Here is an 18,263-nt window from a genome sequence, read left to right as displayed (position 1 = left end):
GGATAACGACTTTGACAAGAGCAAATAAACCGTTGACGGGTAGACAAAAAGCAGCTATTCTCTTGATTTCATTGGGACCAGATGTAGCTGCAAATGTTTATAAATTTTTAAGTGAGGAAGAAATTGAGCAATTAACATTAGAAATTTCAAATGTGAGAAAAGTAGATAGCTCTTTAAAAGAAGAGATATTAGAACAGTTTCATTCCTTGGTTCTAGCACAAGATTATATTGCCCAAGGTGGTATCGGTTATGCTAAGAGCATTTTAGAAAAGGCATTGGGTGAGCAAGCAGCCATGAGTATCATTAATAGGCTTACTTCCACACTGCAAGTGAAACCTTTTGATTTTGCTCGTAAGGCCGACCCATCACAAATTTTAAACTTTATTCAAAATGAACATCCGCAAACCATTGCTTTAATCTTATCTTACCTAGAAAGTGAGCAAGCGGGTCAAATTTTATCTGAATTACCACAAGAGGTTCAAGCTGATGTTGCAAAAAGAATTGCGGTTATGGATAGCACCTCTCCAGAAATCATTAATGAGGTTGAAGGGATTTTGGAGCAAAAGCTTTCAGCTACTGTTACTCAGGATTATACAGATGCTGGTGGGATTGAGTCTGTCGTTGAAGTGTTAAATAGTGTCGACAGAAGTACAGAAAGAACGATACTCGATGCACTAGAAATTCAAGATCCAGAACTTGCAGAAGAAATTAAGAAAAGAATGTTTGTTTTCGAAGATATTGTTACACTGGACAATCGTTCTATTCAGCGTGTTATTCGGGATGTTGAAAATGAAGACTTGCAGCTATCTCTTAAAGTAGCAAGTGATGAAGTGAAAGAAATTGTTCTTAGTAATATGTCGAATAGAATGGCTGAAGCTTTTAAAGAAGAAATGGAATACATGGGACCTGTTAGATTACGAGATGTAGAAGAGGCTCAATCCAGGATTGTTTCGATTATACGACGCTTAGAAGAAGCTGGGGAAATCGTCATTGCTCGTGGAGGAGGAGATGATATTATTGTCTAACATTATCAAGTCTTCTTTTACAAAATCTAAGGATCAAGACAGAGAGATATTAATTCAATCTCTTGAGCGGATTCTTCCAAGAGCAATGATTTCAGAAGAATCTCAACCTTCATTCGAAGAAAGAGAAAATGAAAGTAAGCTTATGTTAGAACAAGCAAGGCTCGAATCTAAGCAATTATTAGATAAAGCTACTATTGAAATAGAGCAATGGAGACAAGACCTTGATCTAGAGAAAGAAGAGATGTTAAAGGAAATCGAAAAGCTTAAAGAAGAAGCGATTCGTTCTGGATATCAAAGTGGCTATGAACAAGGAAGTGAAAAAGCTCTTGAGGATTTTACTAATCAATTAGAGCAAGCCAATCATATTGTTCAATTAGCTGAAGAGGATTATCAAAAGAAATTAGAGGAATTACAGCCTGAAATAATCCAACTCGCTCATGCTTTAACTAAAAAAGTAATAGGTAAAGAATTATCCACGAATTCAGAGATTTGGGACAGTATGCTCTTTCAAATTATTCAAGAGGTTCGCGAGCATCAAAAGATTAAAATATATGTTGAGAGCAATTGGTATGAGCATACTCTCAAACAGAAGGAAGAAATCAAACAGCTTTTAAGTCATACACAAGAGCTAGCTATTTATCCGGATTCATCATTGCCAGAGCATGGCTGTACCATTGAAACCGAGTTAGGTCGTATGGAGGCATCATTAGATTTGCAACTAAACGAACTAAAGGCTCGGCTTCATGAGGTGCTACAGGAGCTTGAAAAATGAATGATTATTTAATAGGGAAATTAGAGGATTTAAGCTCATACAAATGGTTTGGAAAAGTAACGAGAGTTGTGGGATTAACAATAGAAGCAAAAGGCCCAAAGGCATCTGTTGGAGAGCTTTGTTATATTTTAGTTGGTAAAGGAAACCAAAAAATAAAAGCAGAGGTAGTAGGTTTTAGAGATGAATTTGTGTTACTAATGCCTTTAAATGGAATCTCTCAAATCGCTCCAGGTAGTTTAGTAGAAGCAACGGGTAAGTCATTACAAGTAAAAGTTGGCTACTCGTTGATAGGGAAAGTAGTAGATGGTTGTGGAGAGTTGTTAAGTGGAGATGCTCTTCCTAAAGGATTAACTCCATTTCCAACGGAACAACCTCCTCCAAATCCGATTACTAGACCGAGAATTGAAGAAATGCTTAGTTTAGGTGTACGCGCTATTGATAGCTTTTTGACAGTAGGTAAAGGTCAGAGGGTAGGCATTTTTGCTGGAAGTGGTGTGGGTAAAAGTACACTAATGGCGATGATTGCTAAAAATTCAGCTGCGGATATTAATGTAATTGCTCTTATTGGTGAGCGTGGTCGAGAGGTAAAGGATTTTATTGAGCGCGATTTAGGCGAAGAAGGCTTAAAAAATACCATTATGGTGGTGGCTACCTCCGATCAACCTGCATTAATGAGAATAAAAGGAGCAATGACAGCGACAGCCATTGCTGAATATTTCCGTAATCAAGGGTTAAATGTCAATTTAATGATGGATTCTGTGACGCGGTTTGCCATGGCCCAACGAGAAATAGGCTTAGCGATCGGAGAACCTCCAACTACTAAAGGATATACACCAAGTGTATTTGCTGCTTTACCTAAGCTTCTAGAGCGATCTGGTACTAATCATTCAGGTTCGATCACTGCTTTTTATACGGTTTTAGTTGATGGAGATGACATGAATGAACCGATAGCTGATGCTGTTCGAGGGATTTTGGACGGACATTTTGTTCTTGAAAGACAGCTGGCTAATAAGGGCCATTATCCTGCTATTAATATTTTAAAAAGTATTAGTCGAGTAATGGATGATATTGTATCTACTAAACATAATCAAACAGCAAAAAATGTACGCAATCTTTTATCTACTTATTTAGAAGCAGAAGATTTAATTCAAATTGGTGCTTATAAGAAAGGGTCTTCTACTGAAATCGACCAAGCAATAACTGCTCATCCGCAAATTATCGATTTCTTAAAGCAAGAAACCGATGATGTTCTGGATGCTGAAAAATCAATAGAACAGCTTATTAGTCAATTTGGATAAGGAGTGTGTTGAACTTATGACCTTTCAGTTTTCGTTACAAAAGGTTATGGAGTTAAGAGAAAGAGAAAAAAAAGAAGGTCAAACCATTTATTCAAAAGCGGTTGACGATTTTGAGAATACAGCTACGGTTTTATATCAACTTTTAAAATCAAAAGAAAGCTTAGAAGACGCAGCTCGTAATCAAATTGAAAAAGGCATAAAAATTCGTGATATCCAAGTTCAGGAATCTCAATTTCTAAGACTTCAGGATCAAATAAATAAGCAACAAATACGAACTCAAATGGCTAGAAAAAATATGCAGCGTAAGCAAGAAGAGTTAATGGAAAGAACCATTGAATTTAAAAAGTACCAAAAGATGAAAGATTTAAAGGAGCAGGCGTATAAGGAAAATCAAGCCTACCTTGAAACAAATATGATGGATGAAATGTCAGTGCTCATGTACTCCAAAAGATAGTAAGGGTGATAATGATGAATGAAACAAAGAAAAAAATGAGTAAATTCCAATGGTTTATGGTTATATTTATCATTCCGTTTGTGCTCATTCTTGCTTTAGCTGTTGTCACGCTTACAGTGGTGGAGCATCCAACCATTGAAAAAATAAAAAGCTCCGTTACTGCTTTGCCGGTTGTTTCATTATTTTTTGACGACCAAGCAGAAGTGAGTGAGCTCCAAAGTGAAGAGTTTGAACAATTAGAACAGCAATTACTACAGCAACAGGAGAACTTAACCTTACTTAATGAGACTATTGAACAGCGAGATAGCCAAATTGCTGAGCTTGAGCAGGAGTTATTAGAAATAGGGGCACTCTTAAGTGAGGAAAATAGTGAAGACGATGTTGTACAAACAAACGCAACCAATTCTTATGAAGAAATTGGAAAGCTTTATGAAAATATGTCTGCTAAAAATGCCGCAAGAATTATCGCAGAGTTAACTATTGACGAAAGTATTGTTCACCTTGACACGATCTCATCAGAAGAACAATCGAAAATTATTTCTAAATTAGAAAGTGAGCAGGCAGCGGAAATTATGAAAAGGTTAGCCAATAGGTAAAGGCTGCTTTCTTTTCACATTAGAAGGGAGGTGACAAAAAGTGATCCACGTATTAATGACAGGAAATCCAAAGGTTGAACAGACGATAAAAGTGTTAAATGAGTCGACTGAACAAGCAAAGGGAGAGTCCCCATTTTTTGAGCTTTTTACTTCTCAGCTTCATTTAAACAAGGAAGAAGAAGTAGAGCAGAATTTGCAGAATCCAAAAGAGCATGCGTTAACGAGTTGGATTGAAGAACAATTCCCCATATTTTTGGATACTAAACCTTTAAATGAAGAAATCTTGCTGCAAATAGAAGAAATAGTACACGGCAGTCAATTATTAGACCCTTCTATTTTAGAGGAGGCTTCATTGATTTTTGATGAGGATTTATCTTCTTTATTAGAGGAATTTCAGAGGGATGATGAAGCAAAGGCTTTACTGCTATTCTTGATGGTATTTAAGGATGAACTAAATGTAATAAAGACTGAAAAAGCAATGACGGATTCGGTTTCCTTAAAAAACTCTAGCCCACTACAATTAGCGTTATCACTACTTTCATTAAAAGAAGAGGAAAGAAATAATCTTTTAACCTATTTGCAAACCATGATGAAAGAAAAAGGTGCATCAGAAGCGGCAGCCAAAATTCAAACCTTCTTTTCAAACTTAAGCCAGTGGATAGACCCAAAAGAGGATCAGAAGGCAAACTACTTTCTGCCTCAAATGAAGGATTTGAATTGGAAGCCGATCACATCTTCTGCAAATCTTACTCAAGCCATACTTAGTCAAGAAAGCCATTCAATGTCTGGTCAAGCTCCATCAAATCCTATGGATGAGGAAAAGGTTCATACACCTTTAAAAGTACAAGAGCATCACTTTGCTCAAGCAATGCCAAAAGCTCAGCAAGCTTCCATCTTTTTAGGGGCGAATCAAAATCAAGAAGTACACTCACGACAAATGCTTGAACAGCTTGTACAAATATTTCAAAGACAAGTGAAAGCTGGACTTCCTAACCAAACACAAAAAATCCAAGTAAGATTGCACCCAGAGCATTTAGGAAGATTAGATATTCAAGTTATGCAACAAGAAGGTGTACTTGTAGCTAAAATTTTAACGACATCACATGCGGCTAAAGAGTTGATAGAATCACAAATTCTTCAGTTAAGACAAGCTCTACAGCAACAGCAATTGCCGTTAGAAAAAATTGAGATTATGGAAGAGAACGAAAGGTTGGGCGATGAGCAAAGTCAAGGCTCACAGCAGGAATCACAAGATAGTAAAGAGGACCAACAAGAATCTTTACTAGAAGAGGATCGAGACTTTCAAGAGTGGCTAGCAACCTTTACAATCGATGAGCAAATTTAGGAAGGATTGAGCAAATGAGCCAACCAATTTCGAATGATTTATGGTACTCCAATTTAGAACCGACTACAAGATCGGCATCATCCAATGTATTGGGGAAAGATGACTTTTTGAAAATTTTAATTACACAGTTACAAAATCAAGACCCTGCAAATCCGATGGACGACCGCGAATTTATCGCACAAATGGCTCAATTTTCATCATTGGAGCAAATGACCAATATGAATCAAAATATAAGCCAAATGATGGATATGCAAATCACGCAAAATCTAGTAACTCATAGTGAATTAATAGGAAAAGAAATTCAATGGATGCAACTTATAGATAATGAGGATGGTCATCGTCCAGAAGTTCAATATCTTGAAAATAAAGTGCAGTCAGTGAAAATTGAAAGTGATGGTTCAATTCGCTTATTACTAGATAATAATACATGGATTAGTAATTATCAGTTAGTTCAAGTAGAACCAGTTAAAAATGGAACAGATGATACTCAAGGAGAGCAAAAGGAGTGATTTAATGGATAAAGTAACCATAGCCTCCTTACAAACGGTTCAGCCACACTCCATCGCTTCGCCGAAGGTAAAATCGACTACGCAGTCTTTTCAACAGCTTTTGCGGGACGAATTGGAACATAATAGCTTAAAAGTAAGTAAGCATGCTGAACAAAGGTTAAAACAAAGAGAAATAGAGATTTTGCCACAAACTTGGCAACAAATCTCATCAAAAGTGCAAGAAGCGAAAGAAATGGGCATAACGGATTCTCTTGTCTTGACAAAAGATGCGGCCCTAATCGTTAGTGCTAAAAATAAGACCGTTATAACAGCATTAGCAAGAGAAGAAGCTCATCAGCAAATTTTCTCAAATATTAATGGGACGATTTTAATACAGGATTAAATATGGCCGGACCTCTTAGTAGGAAGCCATAAGCTGCGGATTGATAGAAGCAGTCAAGTAAAAAAATAGAAGGAAGTGTAAATATGCTACGTTCAATGTATTCAGGTATTTCAGGTATGAGAAACATGCAAACAAAATTAGATACAATTGGTAACAATATAGCGAATGTGAATACATTTGGTTTCAAAAAAGGAAGAGCAACCTTCGCTGATATGATGAGTCAGGAACTGTCTGGAGCGACAGGTCCAACCGCAAACCGTGGTGGAGTTAATTCAAGTCAAGTAGGGTTAGGTATGCAATTGTCAACGATTGATACGATTCATACTCAAGGGAGCTTACAAAACACTAGTCGAGCTCTTGACGTTGGTATTTCAGGTGATGGGTATTTTGTCGTGCAAGATGGAGATACGAATTATTACACTCGTGCTGGTAATTTCTATCTAGACTCTGAAGGGTATTTAGTGAATGGTAGTGGTTTATATGTGCTAGATACAGAAGGGAATAACATCAATTTTTCACTCATAGCCGGTGGTACTTTAGATGACATTACAGCTGGATTGGATAATATAAAGAGCTTTTCTATTGGACAAGACGGTTCCATTAATATCGTCGATAGTGAAGGGGAATTAATCGAATCTGATGTACAAATTGCTTTAGCTAAATTTCCTAACTCAGAAGGCTTACAAAAGGCTGGTGATAACTTATATTTAGTTACTCCTAACTCAGGAGCACCTCAAATATTTGTTCCGGGTCAAGGTGGTACTGGGTCAGTAGTTGCAGGAACATTGGAAATGTCGAATGTTGATTTATCTGAGGAGTTTACAGAGATGATCGTAGCACAGCGTGGATTCCAAGCGAATTCTCGAATTATTACCACATCTGATGAAATTCTTCAGGAATTAGTTAACTTAAAACGATAAAAGGAGAGGGCTAGATGAAAGATCTAGCCCATATAAAAATGATTGAATTAACTCGGCTAAATGGAAAGACTTTTTATTTAAATGTCATTTTAATTGAGCAAATCGAAGCTTTTCCTGATACAACCATTACGCTTTTAAATGGAAAAAAGCTCGTTGTCAAAGACGAAATTTCTCTAGTAGAAGAAAAAATAAATGAATGCTTAGAGATGATTGGTATAAAAGGGATTCTGAAGGAAATGGAGGGTCAAGAAGATGGTGAAGAGTAAAATGGCCAATATTTTATTGGTCTTTCTCCTAGCCTTAATTTTAGTAGGAGTGGCTGCACTAGTTATATTGAATCAGTTTACGAATGAAACGTTAGCAGAGGAAGACTATTCGCTTGATCAATTGATTGAAAGAGCTTATACAACAGAAGATATTATTACCAATTTGAATTCCAATAATGGATACATTAAAGCAAGTTTTTATATTCAATTGAATTCGAAAGAAGCAGTAGAAGAATTAGAAAAAAGAGACTTTCAAGTGAATAATTTGATTATCCACACACTTTCTGAAATCAACCCTTCAGAGCTATCTGGTTCAACGAGTATTGAGGAAGTTGAATTACAAATTCAGTCTGATATTAATGATTTTCTAAGTGAGGGAGAAGCAATTAAGGTTTATGCGACCAGTTGGGTTATTCAGTAAAAAATAATTTTTTAGAACGAGTGGCAGGATTGTGAGGTGAAAATATGGCTGATGTATTATCACAAGGTGAAATAGATGCCTTATTATCGGCAATATCTACAGGAGAAATGGATGCAGAAGAATTAAAAAAAGAAGAGTTAGAAAAAAAGGTGAAAGTTTATGATTTCAAAAGAGCTCTTCGGTTCTCAAAGGATCAGATTAGGAGTTTAACAAGAATTCATGAGAATTTCGCGAGATTACTCACAACCTTCTTTTCGGCACAATTAAGAACATTTGTCCAAATATCAGTCACTTCGGTTGATCAGCTTCCTTACGAAGAATTTGTCCGTTCCATTCCAAAGATGACGATATTAAATGTATTTCAACCGCAACCCCTAGATGGACGATTCATTATGGAAGTCAACCCAAATGTTGCGTATGCCATGCTAGATCGCTTATTAGGTGGTAAAGGTATTAGTGTCAATAAAGTGGATAGTTTAACTGAAATTGAGACTAGAATTATGTCACAGCTTTTTCAAAGAACGTTAGAAAGCTTTGAGGAGGCTTGGTCATCTGTTGTTGAATTAGATACACAGATGGAAGATTTGGAAGTGAACCCTCAATTTTTGCAAATGGTATCTCCGAATGAAACAGTAGTGGTCATTTCACTATCAACTACCATTGCTGAAACATCTGGAATGATTAATATTTGTTTACCTCATGTTGTACTAGAAGAGGTACTACCAAAGCTATCATTGCATTATTGGATGCAAGAGAAAAAGCGTGAAAGAAAACCAAGTGAATTTAATAGTTTGCAAACGAATGTTAGAAAAGCTCCGTTATTGGTACAAGCTCAATTGGGTCAGGCATCAATAACGATTGAGGAATTTTTACAGCTGTCTGAAGGAGATATTATTACATTGAACCAAGCTATTCAAAAGCCTTTAACTGTGTATGTTGGAGGAGAGGAGAAATTCTTGGCTCAACCAGGAAAAGTGAAAAATAAAATGGCTGTTCAAATAACAGAAAAAATGGAGGAGGCCGACACGAATGAATGATGATATGCTTTCCCAAGATGAAATCAATGCTTTGTTACAAGGTATTGGAGATGATGATTCAACTGATGAAGCAGGTGACTTAAAAGTTACCGATTATTTATCAGATATTGAAAAGGACGCCTTAGGTGAAATTGGGAATATTTCCTTTGGTAGTGCTGCAACAGCTCTTTCAACCTTATTAAATCAAAAAGTCGATATTACGACTCCAGAACTTAGTTTAATAGAAAAAAAGAATTTACCAGAAGAATTTCCTAAGCCTCATGTAGCAATACATGTTGAGTATACAGAGGGATTCGAAGGGATGAACCTTCTCGTTATTCATACAAAGGATGCTTCTATTATTGCTGATTTAATGCTAGGTGGAGAAGGAGTCGAACAAGAAGAATTAACAGAAATGCATTTAAGTGCAGTTCAAGAATCAATGAATCAAATGATGGGTTCGGCTTCAACTTCGATGTCTACCATCTTTAATAAGAAAGTAGATATCTCTCCTCCTAGTATTGATTTAATGGATATTAAAGAGAACAAGGGTGTTAATCATTTACCACAAGAAGATATTTTAGTTCAAATATCATTTCGTTTAAAAGTGGGAGAATTAATTGATTCAAAGATTATGCAGCTTGTCTCTGTTTCTTTTGCTAAAAAATTAGTAGAAGATTTAATGAATCCTAGTGCTTCTTATGAAGAAAGTCCTGCTCAAAATACAGAATCTCTTTATTCTGAGGAAGTATTGGAAGAAACACCAGAACCGTCGATTTCTATGTCACAGCCTGTGAATAGACAAATAGAATCTGAACGTGCTCCTGTATACCAAGAATCTCCTTCATTAAATCAAAATGTACATATGAGGAATGCCAATGTTCAAAGAGCAGCTTTTACTGATTTTGATACACCTTCATTATCAGATGCCGAATCACAAAATTTGAATATGCTTTTAGATATTCCCCTACAAGTCACGGTAGAATTAGGGCGCACGAAACGTTCAATTAAAGATATTTTAGAATTTACTCAAGGCTCCATTATTGAATTAGATAAACTAGCAGGGGAGCCTGTAGATATACTAGTCAACCGTAAGCTAGTGGCGAAAGGCGAAGTAGTCGTTATTGATGAAAACTTCGGAGTACGGGTGACCGATATTATCAGTCAAGAGGAAAGAGTACGTAATTTAAAATAAATATATCGTAGAAAGGGTTGGGATAGTTAGAATGGCGAGTAAAGTTTTAATTGTAGACGATGCAGCCTTTATGAGAATGATGATTAAGGATATTTTAATCAAAGGTGGCTATAACGTTGTTGGAGAAGCGAGCGATGGAGTAGAAGCGGTTGAAAAGTATAAAGAATTATCTCCAGATTTAGTAACAATGGATATTACGATGCCTGAAAAGGATGGAATTGCTGCTTTAAAAGAAATTAGAGAAATCAATTCTGCTGCTAAAATTATTATGTGTTCAGCAATGGGACAGCAATCTATGGTTATTGATGCCATTCAAGCTGGTGCAAAGGATTTTATTGTCAAGCCTTTCCAAGCAGATCGTGTATTAGAAGCAATTCAAAAGACATTAAGTTAGTAAATGCGTAAATAAGGAGTGGCACTTCGTGGTAATCCGAAAAACGGTAATGATGTGTCTGGTTATCATTATGTTAACCGGCATCAACATTCCATCAGCTATTGCTGAAGAGAGCAATAAAATGGTAAATGAATCTTTGAAAGAAAGACAAGCTGAAAGTGAAGAGCTTGTGGAAGAAGAGAATCAAACTCCCAATGACTCTGAAAATGACACGGAGACCACTCCATTTCAGGATGAAAATGAAGATATGGTAGGGCTCTCTAACCAAAATATTTTTTTCTCATTATTAAAGTTAATTGGAGCTTTTGCCTTTGTCATCTTTCTTATTTATTTTGGACTTCGTTTTATTAACAAAAAGACACAGGTGTATCGTTCCAATCATTACATGCAAAATATTGGAGGAGTTCCTTTAGGCTCTAATCGTTCCATTCAGTTAGTAAGAATTGGTGATCGTTTATTCATCGTTGGAGTAGGTGACTCAATTCAACTGTTAAAGGAAATCGAAAATGAAGATGAAGTGGAACAGATATTAAAGCAACATGAATCCCAATTGGAAAATGGTGTGGATCAAACAGTTCAAACGGGTTTTGGGTGGTTAAAGAAAAAGCTCCAAAAAGGCAACGAAGAAAATCTAAATAATGACAAAACGTCTGATAGAAATCAATTTAAACAGCTTTTGAATAACCAATTAACCCAAATAACATCCTCACAAAATGAGCTTCATGAAAAGGTGAAGGAGAGAAATAATAAATGATTGAGTTTTTGATTACACCTAATTTAATATCCTTTCCTGGTGTGGATTTTGATTTTTTATCGGATGATCCAGCAAGCGTTGTTACGACCGTGCAATTATTATTAGTTTTGACCGTGCTTTCACTGGCTCCCGGGATTTTAATTCTGATGACTTCATTTACTAGAATTATTATCGTTCTTTCTTTTGTCAGACAGGGGTTAGCGACACAGTCAGTGCCACCTAACCAGGTACTTATTGGGATTGCTTTATTTATAACTTTTTTTATCATGGCACCTATCTTCTCTGAGGTAAATGATCGTGCTCTCACCCCATTTTTGGATGGGGAATTAACACAAGAGGAAGCCTTTCAAGAAGCGGCTATTCCGATGAAGGAATTTATGGCAGCTCATACACGAGAAAAAGATTTAGCTTTATTTATGGGGTATGCAGGTCTTGAGCAACCTGAATCATTGGATGATATTCCTTTGACCTCCCTAATCCCTGCATTCGCAATTAGTGAATTAAAAACAGCTTTTCAAATTGGTTTTCTAATTTTTGTTCCATTTCTGGTCATTGATATGATTGTGGCGAGTGTTCTAATGTCAATGGGGATGATGATGCTCCCTCCGGTTATGATCGCTTTGCCATTTAAAATTTTATTATTTGTTATCGTAGATGGTTGGTATTTAATTGTTGAGTCTTTATTATTAAGTTTTCGATAAAAGGTAGGTGCTCTTATGAGCTCAGAATTTATCATTAGCCTAGCTGAAAATGGAGTCTGGGTTGTGTTATTAGTAGCGGGTCCTTTATTATTAGTAGCTTTAGGTCTAGGGCTACTAGTTAGTATTTTTCAGGCGACTACGCAAATTCAAGAGCAAACGTTAGCTTTTATCCCAAAGATTGTCGGAGTTCTTGTTGCATTAGTCATATTTGGTCCATGGATGCTCTCACAAATAACCGATTTTGCCTATAATATTTTTCATCACCTTCACCGGTATATTGGATAATGGCTGATTGGATTGTATTGCTACCCGCGTTTTTATTAGTTTTAGTTAGAGTCCTGGCTTTTATCGCTGTTTTACCAATCTATGGGCATCGTACGATTCCCAATACCTTTAAAGTCGGTATTTCGATTTTTTTAGCATGGATTATGGTTTTTACAATAGATAATCCGATTATTGCCATTGACACCACTTACTTCTTTTTAATCATTAAGGAAGCTCTAGTTGGGCTTATGGTTGGACTCATTGCAACGATTATGTTGTATGCTGTTCAAACAGCTGGTGGTTTCATTGATATGAATATGGGTTTTTTAATAGCGAATGTGGTTGACCCTCAAACGGGGGCGCAGAGTCCTTTGATTGGGAGTTATTTATATACATTTACGATTCTTTTTTTACTGGCAACAAATAGTCATCATCTTTTGATTGATGGAGTTTATCATAGCTATCAGTTTATCCCGATCGATCAAGTATTTTTGCCATTCGGTCAAGAAAATGTCTTGCTATTTATAGCAAGAAGCTTTGCTTACATGTTTATGTTTGCTTTTCAAATGGCCATTCCAATCGTTGGTTCCTTATTTTTAGTCGATGTAGCATTAGGAATGGTGTCACGCTCAGTGCCTCAAATGAATGTATTTGTCGTTGGTATGCCCTTGAAAATTTTAGTTGGACTTTTATTATTATCGGTGTATTTAGGTGTTTTCTTTATGCTAGTTCGAGGGTTAATGAATGAAATCACAATAGTCATGCGGACGCTTATGCAATTGCTTGGAGGTGTATGATTATGAATTTTTTACCAATGAATTTACAATATTTTGCTGATGAAAAAACAGAAAAAGCAACACCCAAGAAAAGGCAGGATTCAAGGAAAAAGGGACAGGTTGCCAAAAGTACAGATGTTAATACCGCTTTGATATTGTTAGCTGTTTTCTTGTTTTTATGGATATTTGGTGGTTCGATGCTTGGCGAAATGATTTTTAATGTCTTTAGAAAAAGCTTACAAGAATATTTGCTAATGAATATTACGAGTGCAAATTTAAGTGTCATGTTTCTAGATATTCTCACCCAAGTAGCCCTTGTGCTCTTACCAATAATGCTAGTAGCAATGGTTGCTGGTATTTTTGCCAGTTATATTCAGGTAGGGCCGTTGTTTACGGGTGAACCACTTAAATTTAATTTAAAAAAGATAGACCCGATTAAGGGATTCAAACGAATTTTTTCAGTGAGAGCCATTGTTGAATTAAGCAAATCGTTATTGAAAATCGGATTTGTAGGTTTCGCTGTTTTTTTAGTCATATGGTTTAACTTAGAAGATGTGATGAAGATTTCCCAGAAATCGATTTTGGACGGTTTTGCACTAATTGCTACCTTAACGGCTCAAATGGGTTTAATGGTAGCACTACTGTTGCTACTATTATCCATACCTGATTATTTATATCAACGTTACGATAATGAAAAGCAAATGAGAATGTCAAAAAAGGACATCAAAGATGAACATAAAAATATGGAGGGGGATCCTAGGATTAAATCTAAAAGAAAGCAAAAGCAAATGGAAATGGCGATGCAAAGGATGATGCAGGAAGTTCCAAAGGCAGATGTAGTCATTACGAATCCAACCCACTTTGCCGTAGCTTTAAAATATGATGATAGCCAATCTGATGCCCCTATAATTGTTGCAAAAGGTGTAGATTACTTAGCACAAAAAATAAAAAAAATAGCCAGTGACCATGATGTCATTATGGTCGAAAACAAGCCGCTAGCTAGAGCTTTGTATAGTCAAGCTGAAATTGGCGAACAGGTACCTGAGCAACTTTTTAAAGCAATAGCAGAAGTTTTAGCCTATGTTTATCGTTTGAAAAATAAACAGGTTAATAGTTAAGGAGAGAGTGTTGTGAAAATAAGAGAATTGTCCGTTTTAATAGGTGTCATTTTTATTGTAATTATGTTAATTATTCCTTTACCAACTACATTGATAGACTTCCTTATCATTACAAATATTTCTCTCTCTCTTATTATTATATTAGTAGCGATGAGTACTAAGGATTCACTGCAATTTTCTATTTTTCCTACGCTATTATTACTTGTGACATTATTTCGAATTGGGTTAAACGTCTCGACCATTAGGTCTATTCTATCAAATGCAGATGCAGGTAATGTCATTGATACATTTGGTAATTATGTTGTGGGAGGAAATGCGCTTGTAGGGTTTGTCGTGTTTATGGTTATTGTTCTTATTCAATTTATTGTTATTACAAAAGGTGCCGAAAGGGTTTCAGAGGTTGGAGCTAGATTTACGTTAGACGCAATGCCAGGTAAGCAAATGAGTATTGATGCTGATTTAAATGCAGGTCTCATCTCTGATCAAGAAGCCAAAAATCGCCGTGAGAGAATTGAAAAAGAAGCCGACTTTTATGGAGCGATGGACGGAGCAAGTAAATTCGTTAAAGGGGATGCCATTGCTAGTATAGTCATTGTATTCATCTCAATGATTTTTGGTTTAATTATTGGAATGATGCAAATGGGAATGGATTTAGGAACAGCAGCTACGACGTACACAGTATTAACAATTGGTGACGGTCTAGTTTCACAAATTCCTGCATTACTCATTTCTACAGCAACTGGAATTATTGTAACAAGAGCATCGTCAAGTGGAAATCTTGGGGAGGACATTGCTACACAATTACTCGCTTTTCCAAAAATGTTATATGTTGCGGCTGCGACTATTTTATTATTAGGTCTTGTTACACCAATAGATAAATGGATTACCTTACCGATTGCCGCTCTATTGGCAATTGGAGGCTACCAGCTCTCAAAAATGGAGAAGAAGACAAATGAGCAAGAAATAGCGGCTACCGATTCAGAGGAAGAAGAAGAGGATATCAAGTCACCTGAAAGTGTAGTTAGTTTATTACAGATCGATCCAATTGAATTTGAGTTTGGTTATGGTTTAATACCGTTAGCTGATACGAATCAAGGAGGAGATTTACTAGATCGGGTCGTAATGATTCGTCGACAATTAGCATTAGAGCTAGGTATGGTCGTTCCTGTCATTCGGATTCGTGACAATATTCAGCTTCAACCAAATGAATATACGATTAAGCTTAAAGGTAATGAAGTCGCAAAAGGTGAGTTACTCTTAGATCATTATATGGCGATGAGTCCAGGGGTCGAAGACGAATCAATCGTTGGTATTGAAACAATCGAGCCAGCTTTTGGTTTACCTGCAATTTGGATATCGGAGGAGATGAAGGAACAGGCAGAGCTTTCAGGTTATACCGTTGTAGACCCGCCATCTGTTGTTTCTACCCATTTAACAGAAGTGATTAAACGACATGCATATGAGTTGTTAGGTCGTCAAGAAACGAAGCAATTGATTGATCATTTAAAAGAAACTTATCCAGCATTAGTTGAGGAAATAACTCCTAATCACTTGTCTGTTGGAGAAATTCAAAAAGTATTAAAGAATCTATTAAAAGAGAATATTTCGATTCGAAATCTACCTATTATATTTGAAACCTTAGCCGATTATGGTCCGATGTCTAAGGATATGAATTTAATTACAGAATATGTACGTCAATCGCTAGCTCGTCAAATTACAAAACAGGTTTCAACACCTGGAGAGCCATTGTATGTGATTACATTAAGCGGTTCGGTTGAAAAGAAAATTGCCGATGGGATTCAGCAAACAGAGCATGGTAATTTTGTTTCACTAGATCCAAACGATTCGCAGCTCATTTTACAAGCAACAATGGAAGAAACAGAAAGACTATCACAAATGGGGCAAATGCCAATCATTCTTTGCTCTCCAGCTGTAAGAATGTATGTGAGGCAAATGCTAGAACGCTATTTACCACAAATTCCAATTTTGTCATATAACGAACTAGAAGCAAATGTAGAAGTACAAAGCGTTGGGGTGGTGAATCCATCATGAAGATAAAAAAATACTTAGTAAATTCATTATCTGAGGCTAAAGAAAAGGTCAAGGATGATTTGGGTAACGATGCGGTTATTCTCCACTCAAAGGAAATTCAAACAGGTGGTTTTCTAGGGTTTTTCACAAAAAAGAAACTAGAAGTAATTGTAGCGGTTGATCCAGAGCCCAAAAAAATAAAAGCTGTGAAAGAAATAGAAAAAAAACCCCAGATTAAGCCGCTTGAAGCGAAACCTATTCAAGTGACTCAAAAGCAAGACCATGCTTTACTGCAAGAATTACATTCATTAAAAGAGATGGTACAAACATTAAAGAAGCCTAATGCTAAGCAAGAATATCCTGAACCATTTCAATCTCTTTCTACTTTTTTAAGTAAGCAGGGTGTTACGGAGGCAATTAGAGAGTCTCTTATCTATGAATTAGTCAAGGGTTCGTTTTTAAAAGATGATGCAAAAACGGTTACGAATGAAGAGGCTGTCAATCAATTAAAACAGCTTTTAAAGGATAAAATGAAGGCCACTTTAATACAGCCACTTACATTTAATAAAAAATATTTACAGATTGTTGGGCCAACAGGGGTTGGTAAAACGACGACCATTGCCAAAATAGCAGCTATTACCTCGCTTAAGCAGCAAAAAAAGGTAGCCTTCATAACAACTGATACGTACCGAATAGCGGCGGTAGAGCAATTAAAAACCTATGCGAAAATTTTAGAAATTCCATTAGAGGTAGCCTACAATTTAGAAGATTTGCAAAAAGCGAAAGAAGCCTTTGCTGAGTATGATTTAGTAATCATTGATACAGCAGGTAGAAATTTTAGAGACCCTCTTTATGTGAAGGAACTGAGTACGATTATTGATTTTAAAGAGGAGGCTACTACGAGCTTAGTTGTTTCATTAACATCAAAATATGATGATATAGCGGCAATTATCGAGCAATTTTCCATGATAGAAATCGAGCAGTTAATTCTTACAAAAATGGACGAAACCTCAACATATGGTGCAATGATCAATCTTCCTTTGGAGCAAAATAAAGGAATCGCTTATATTAGTAACGGACAAAATGTACCTGATGATTTAATTGAAGCTACACCTTCTTTTTTAATCGAAAAATTGTTGGAGGGTTACCAGCATGCATGATCAAGCAGAGAGTTTACGCAGGCAGGTGAATCAAAATCAGCAAACAGAGGCTAAGGTCGTCGCGGTTGTAAGTGGCAAAGGAGGAGTCGGCAAATCGAATGTCAGCTTAAACTTTGCTATCGCATTAGCCCAAAAAGGAAAAAAAGTGACGATAGTAGATTTGGATATTGGTATGGGTAACTTGGATATTATGTTGGGAAAACCGACTAAATATAGCATTGTAGACATGCTTGAAAGTCAATTAACTATTTGGGATATTATCGAAAAAGGACCAGAAAATATTCAATATATATCGGGTGGTTCTGGGCTTACAAGCTTCGTTAAAATTAATCAATCATTATTAGACCGTTTTACACAGCAGCTATTATCGTTAAGTCAAGAGAATGATTTTATCCTATTAGATTTAGGAGCTGGGGTTACAGAGGATAGTATTGGTTTTATATTGGCAGCGGATGAAATGATGGTGGTTACTACACCGGAGCCTACTTCCATGACAGATGCCTATTCTATGATTAAATTTGTAACATTGAAGGATTACTCAAAACCTATGTATCTAATAATCAATAAGATAGATACAAAAGAGGAAGGTTCCCAAACCTTCTCAAATCTTAATAGAGTTTCAAAGCAATTTTTAGACAAAGAGCTTCGCCTCCTAGGTTCACTACCGAATGATCCATCGGTCACTAAGGCTGTAAAAGCTCAAAAGCCTTTTCTTATATTCTTACCACATGCTGGAGTCAGTACTGGCCTAAAAACAATTGCTTCCCATTATCTAGGGGAGTCAAGTAGAATCACAAAAACATCTCGCTTTGCCGAAAAAATGAAAGCATTTTTTCGAAAAAAGACTTTCAGCTAGGAGGTCCAAA

General features: G+C 36.3%; 22 protein-coding genes. All 22 read left to right on the top strand.

Annotated features, from left to right (window positions below; translation table 11 throughout):
* Positions 1–11 precede the first annotated feature (11 nt).
* The 22 genes from fliG to AZF04_RS01510 all read left to right on the top strand — a co-directional run bounded on the left by fliG (position 12) and on the right by AZF04_RS01510 (position 18,253).
* Positions 12–1,025 (top strand): flagellar motor switch protein FliG, encoded by a 1,014-nt coding sequence (gene fliG, locus AZF04_RS01615; RefSeq protein ID WP_045479448.1) that lies wholly within the window; start codon positions 12–14, stop codon positions 1,023–1,025.
* On the top strand, positions 1,018–1,797 hold the full coding sequence (gene fliH / locus AZF04_RS01610; protein WP_161485250.1) for a flagellar assembly protein FliH: 780 nt from the start codon (positions 1,018–1,020) through the stop codon (positions 1,795–1,797). The genes fliG and fliH overlap by 8 nt, the downstream gene beginning before the upstream one ends.
* Positions 1,794–3,095: a flagellar protein export ATPase FliI gene (gene fliI, locus AZF04_RS01605; protein WP_061947288.1), complete on the top strand. Its 1,302-nt coding sequence runs from the start codon at positions 1,794–1,796 to the stop codon at positions 3,093–3,095. Before fliH ends, fliI begins: the two co-directional genes overlap by 4 nt.
* 16 nt (positions 3,096–3,111) lie before the next feature.
* Positions 3,112–3,549, top strand: coding sequence for a flagellar export protein FliJ (gene fliJ / locus AZF04_RS01600; protein ID WP_045479443.1), 438 nt, complete (start codon positions 3,112–3,114; stop codon positions 3,547–3,549).
* Between the two features lie 14 nt (positions 3,550–3,563).
* Positions 3,564–4,145: a magnesium transporter MgtE N-terminal domain-containing protein gene (locus AZF04_RS01595; RefSeq protein ID WP_061947287.1), complete on the top strand. Its 582-nt coding sequence runs from the start codon at positions 3,564–3,566 to the stop codon at positions 4,143–4,145.
* 40 nt (positions 4,146–4,185) lie between these two features.
* Complete coding sequence (locus AZF04_RS01590) at positions 4,186–5,490, top strand: flagellar hook-length control protein FliK (protein ID WP_061947286.1); 1,305 nt, start codon at positions 4,186–4,188, stop codon at positions 5,488–5,490.
* Between the two features lie 14 nt (positions 5,491–5,504).
* The gene (gene flgD / locus AZF04_RS01585) at positions 5,505–5,999 is read left to right on the top strand and encodes a flagellar hook assembly protein FlgD (RefSeq protein WP_061947285.1); all 495 of its coding nucleotides are present in this window, start codon (positions 5,505–5,507) and stop codon (positions 5,997–5,999) included.
* A gap of 4 nt (positions 6,000–6,003) precedes the next feature.
* Positions 6,004–6,381 carry a TIGR02530 family flagellar biosynthesis protein gene (locus AZF04_RS01580; RefSeq protein ID WP_061947284.1) on the top strand — a complete coding sequence of 126 codons (378 nt, stop codon included), beginning with the start codon at positions 6,004–6,006 and terminating at the stop codon, positions 6,379–6,381.
* An 83-nt stretch (positions 6,382–6,464) separates the two neighbouring features.
* Positions 6,465–7,301 (top strand): flagellar basal body rod protein FlgG, encoded by an 837-nt coding sequence (flgG, locus tag AZF04_RS01575; RefSeq protein WP_061947283.1) that lies wholly within the window; start codon positions 6,465–6,467, stop codon positions 7,299–7,301.
* Positions 7,302–7,339: 38 nt separating this feature from the next.
* A complete protein-coding gene (locus tag AZF04_RS01570) occupies positions 7,340–7,567 on the top strand; it encodes a flagellar FlbD family protein (protein WP_061947487.1) in 228 nt (75 codons plus the stop codon).
* The gene (gene fliL, locus AZF04_RS01565; protein ID WP_061947282.1) at positions 7,554–7,988 is read left to right on the top strand and encodes a flagellar basal body-associated protein FliL; all 435 of its coding nucleotides are present in this window, start codon (positions 7,554–7,556) and stop codon (positions 7,986–7,988) included. The genes AZF04_RS01570 and fliL overlap by 14 nt, the downstream gene beginning before the upstream one ends.
* Before the next feature lie 44 nt (positions 7,989–8,032).
* Positions 8,033–9,025: a flagellar motor switch protein FliM gene (gene fliM / locus AZF04_RS01560; protein WP_061947281.1), complete on the top strand. Its 993-nt coding sequence runs from the start codon at positions 8,033–8,035 to the stop codon at positions 9,023–9,025.
* Positions 9,018–10,199 carry a flagellar motor switch phosphatase FliY gene (gene fliY / locus AZF04_RS01555; RefSeq protein WP_061947280.1) on the top strand — a complete coding sequence of 394 codons (1,182 nt, stop codon included), beginning with the start codon at positions 9,018–9,020 and terminating at the stop codon, positions 10,197–10,199. Before fliM ends, fliY begins: the two co-directional genes overlap by 8 nt.
* A gap of 31 nt (positions 10,200–10,230) precedes the next feature.
* Positions 10,231–10,593, top strand: coding sequence for a response regulator (locus tag AZF04_RS01550; protein WP_061947279.1), 363 nt, complete (start codon positions 10,231–10,233; stop codon positions 10,591–10,593).
* A 28-nt stretch (positions 10,594–10,621) separates the two neighbouring features.
* Positions 10,622–11,347: a flagellar biosynthetic protein FliO gene (locus AZF04_RS01545; protein WP_061947278.1), complete on the top strand. Its 726-nt coding sequence runs from the start codon at positions 10,622–10,624 to the stop codon at positions 11,345–11,347.
* Positions 11,344–12,048: a flagellar type III secretion system pore protein FliP gene (fliP, locus tag AZF04_RS01540; protein WP_045479406.1), complete on the top strand. Its 705-nt coding sequence runs from the start codon at positions 11,344–11,346 to the stop codon at positions 12,046–12,048. Before AZF04_RS01545 ends, fliP begins: the two co-directional genes overlap by 4 nt.
* A gap of 15 nt (positions 12,049–12,063) precedes the next feature.
* Positions 12,064–12,333 (top strand): flagellar biosynthesis protein FliQ, encoded by a 270-nt coding sequence (fliQ, locus tag AZF04_RS01535; RefSeq protein ID WP_045479403.1) that lies wholly within the window; start codon positions 12,064–12,066, stop codon positions 12,331–12,333.
* Positions 12,333–13,109, top strand: a complete 777-nt coding sequence (gene fliR / locus AZF04_RS01530) for a flagellar biosynthetic protein FliR (RefSeq protein ID WP_061947277.1) — start codon at positions 12,333–12,335, stop codon at positions 13,107–13,109. Before fliQ ends, fliR begins: the two co-directional genes overlap by 1 nt.
* Before the next feature lie 2 nt (positions 13,110–13,111).
* Entirely contained in the window at positions 13,112–14,206 is a 1,095-nt protein-coding gene (flhB, locus tag AZF04_RS01525) for a flagellar biosynthesis protein FlhB (protein WP_061947276.1), read from the top strand.
* Positions 14,207–14,218: 12 nt separating this feature from the next.
* On the top strand, positions 14,219–16,258 hold the full coding sequence (gene flhA / locus AZF04_RS01520; protein WP_082795212.1) for a flagellar biosynthesis protein FlhA: 2,040 nt from the start codon (positions 14,219–14,221) through the stop codon (positions 16,256–16,258).
* Complete coding sequence (gene flhF / locus AZF04_RS01515; RefSeq protein ID WP_061947275.1) at positions 16,255–17,397, top strand: flagellar biosynthesis protein FlhF; 1,143 nt, start codon at positions 16,255–16,257, stop codon at positions 17,395–17,397. The genes flhA and flhF overlap by 4 nt, the downstream gene beginning before the upstream one ends.
* The gene (locus tag AZF04_RS01510; RefSeq protein ID WP_061947274.1) at positions 17,390–18,253 is read left to right on the top strand and encodes a MinD/ParA family protein; all 864 of its coding nucleotides are present in this window, start codon (positions 17,390–17,392) and stop codon (positions 18,251–18,253) included. Before flhF ends, AZF04_RS01510 begins: the two co-directional genes overlap by 8 nt.
* Positions 18,254–18,263: the final 10 nt, after the last annotated feature.

This window comes from Alkalihalobacillus trypoxylicola (assembly GCF_001590785.1).
GTDB classification, from domain to species: Bacteria; Bacillota; Bacilli; order Bacillales; family Bacillaceae_D; genus Alkalihalobacillus; species Alkalihalobacillus trypoxylicola.
This window is presented reverse-complemented; position numbering and strand designations above follow the sequence as displayed.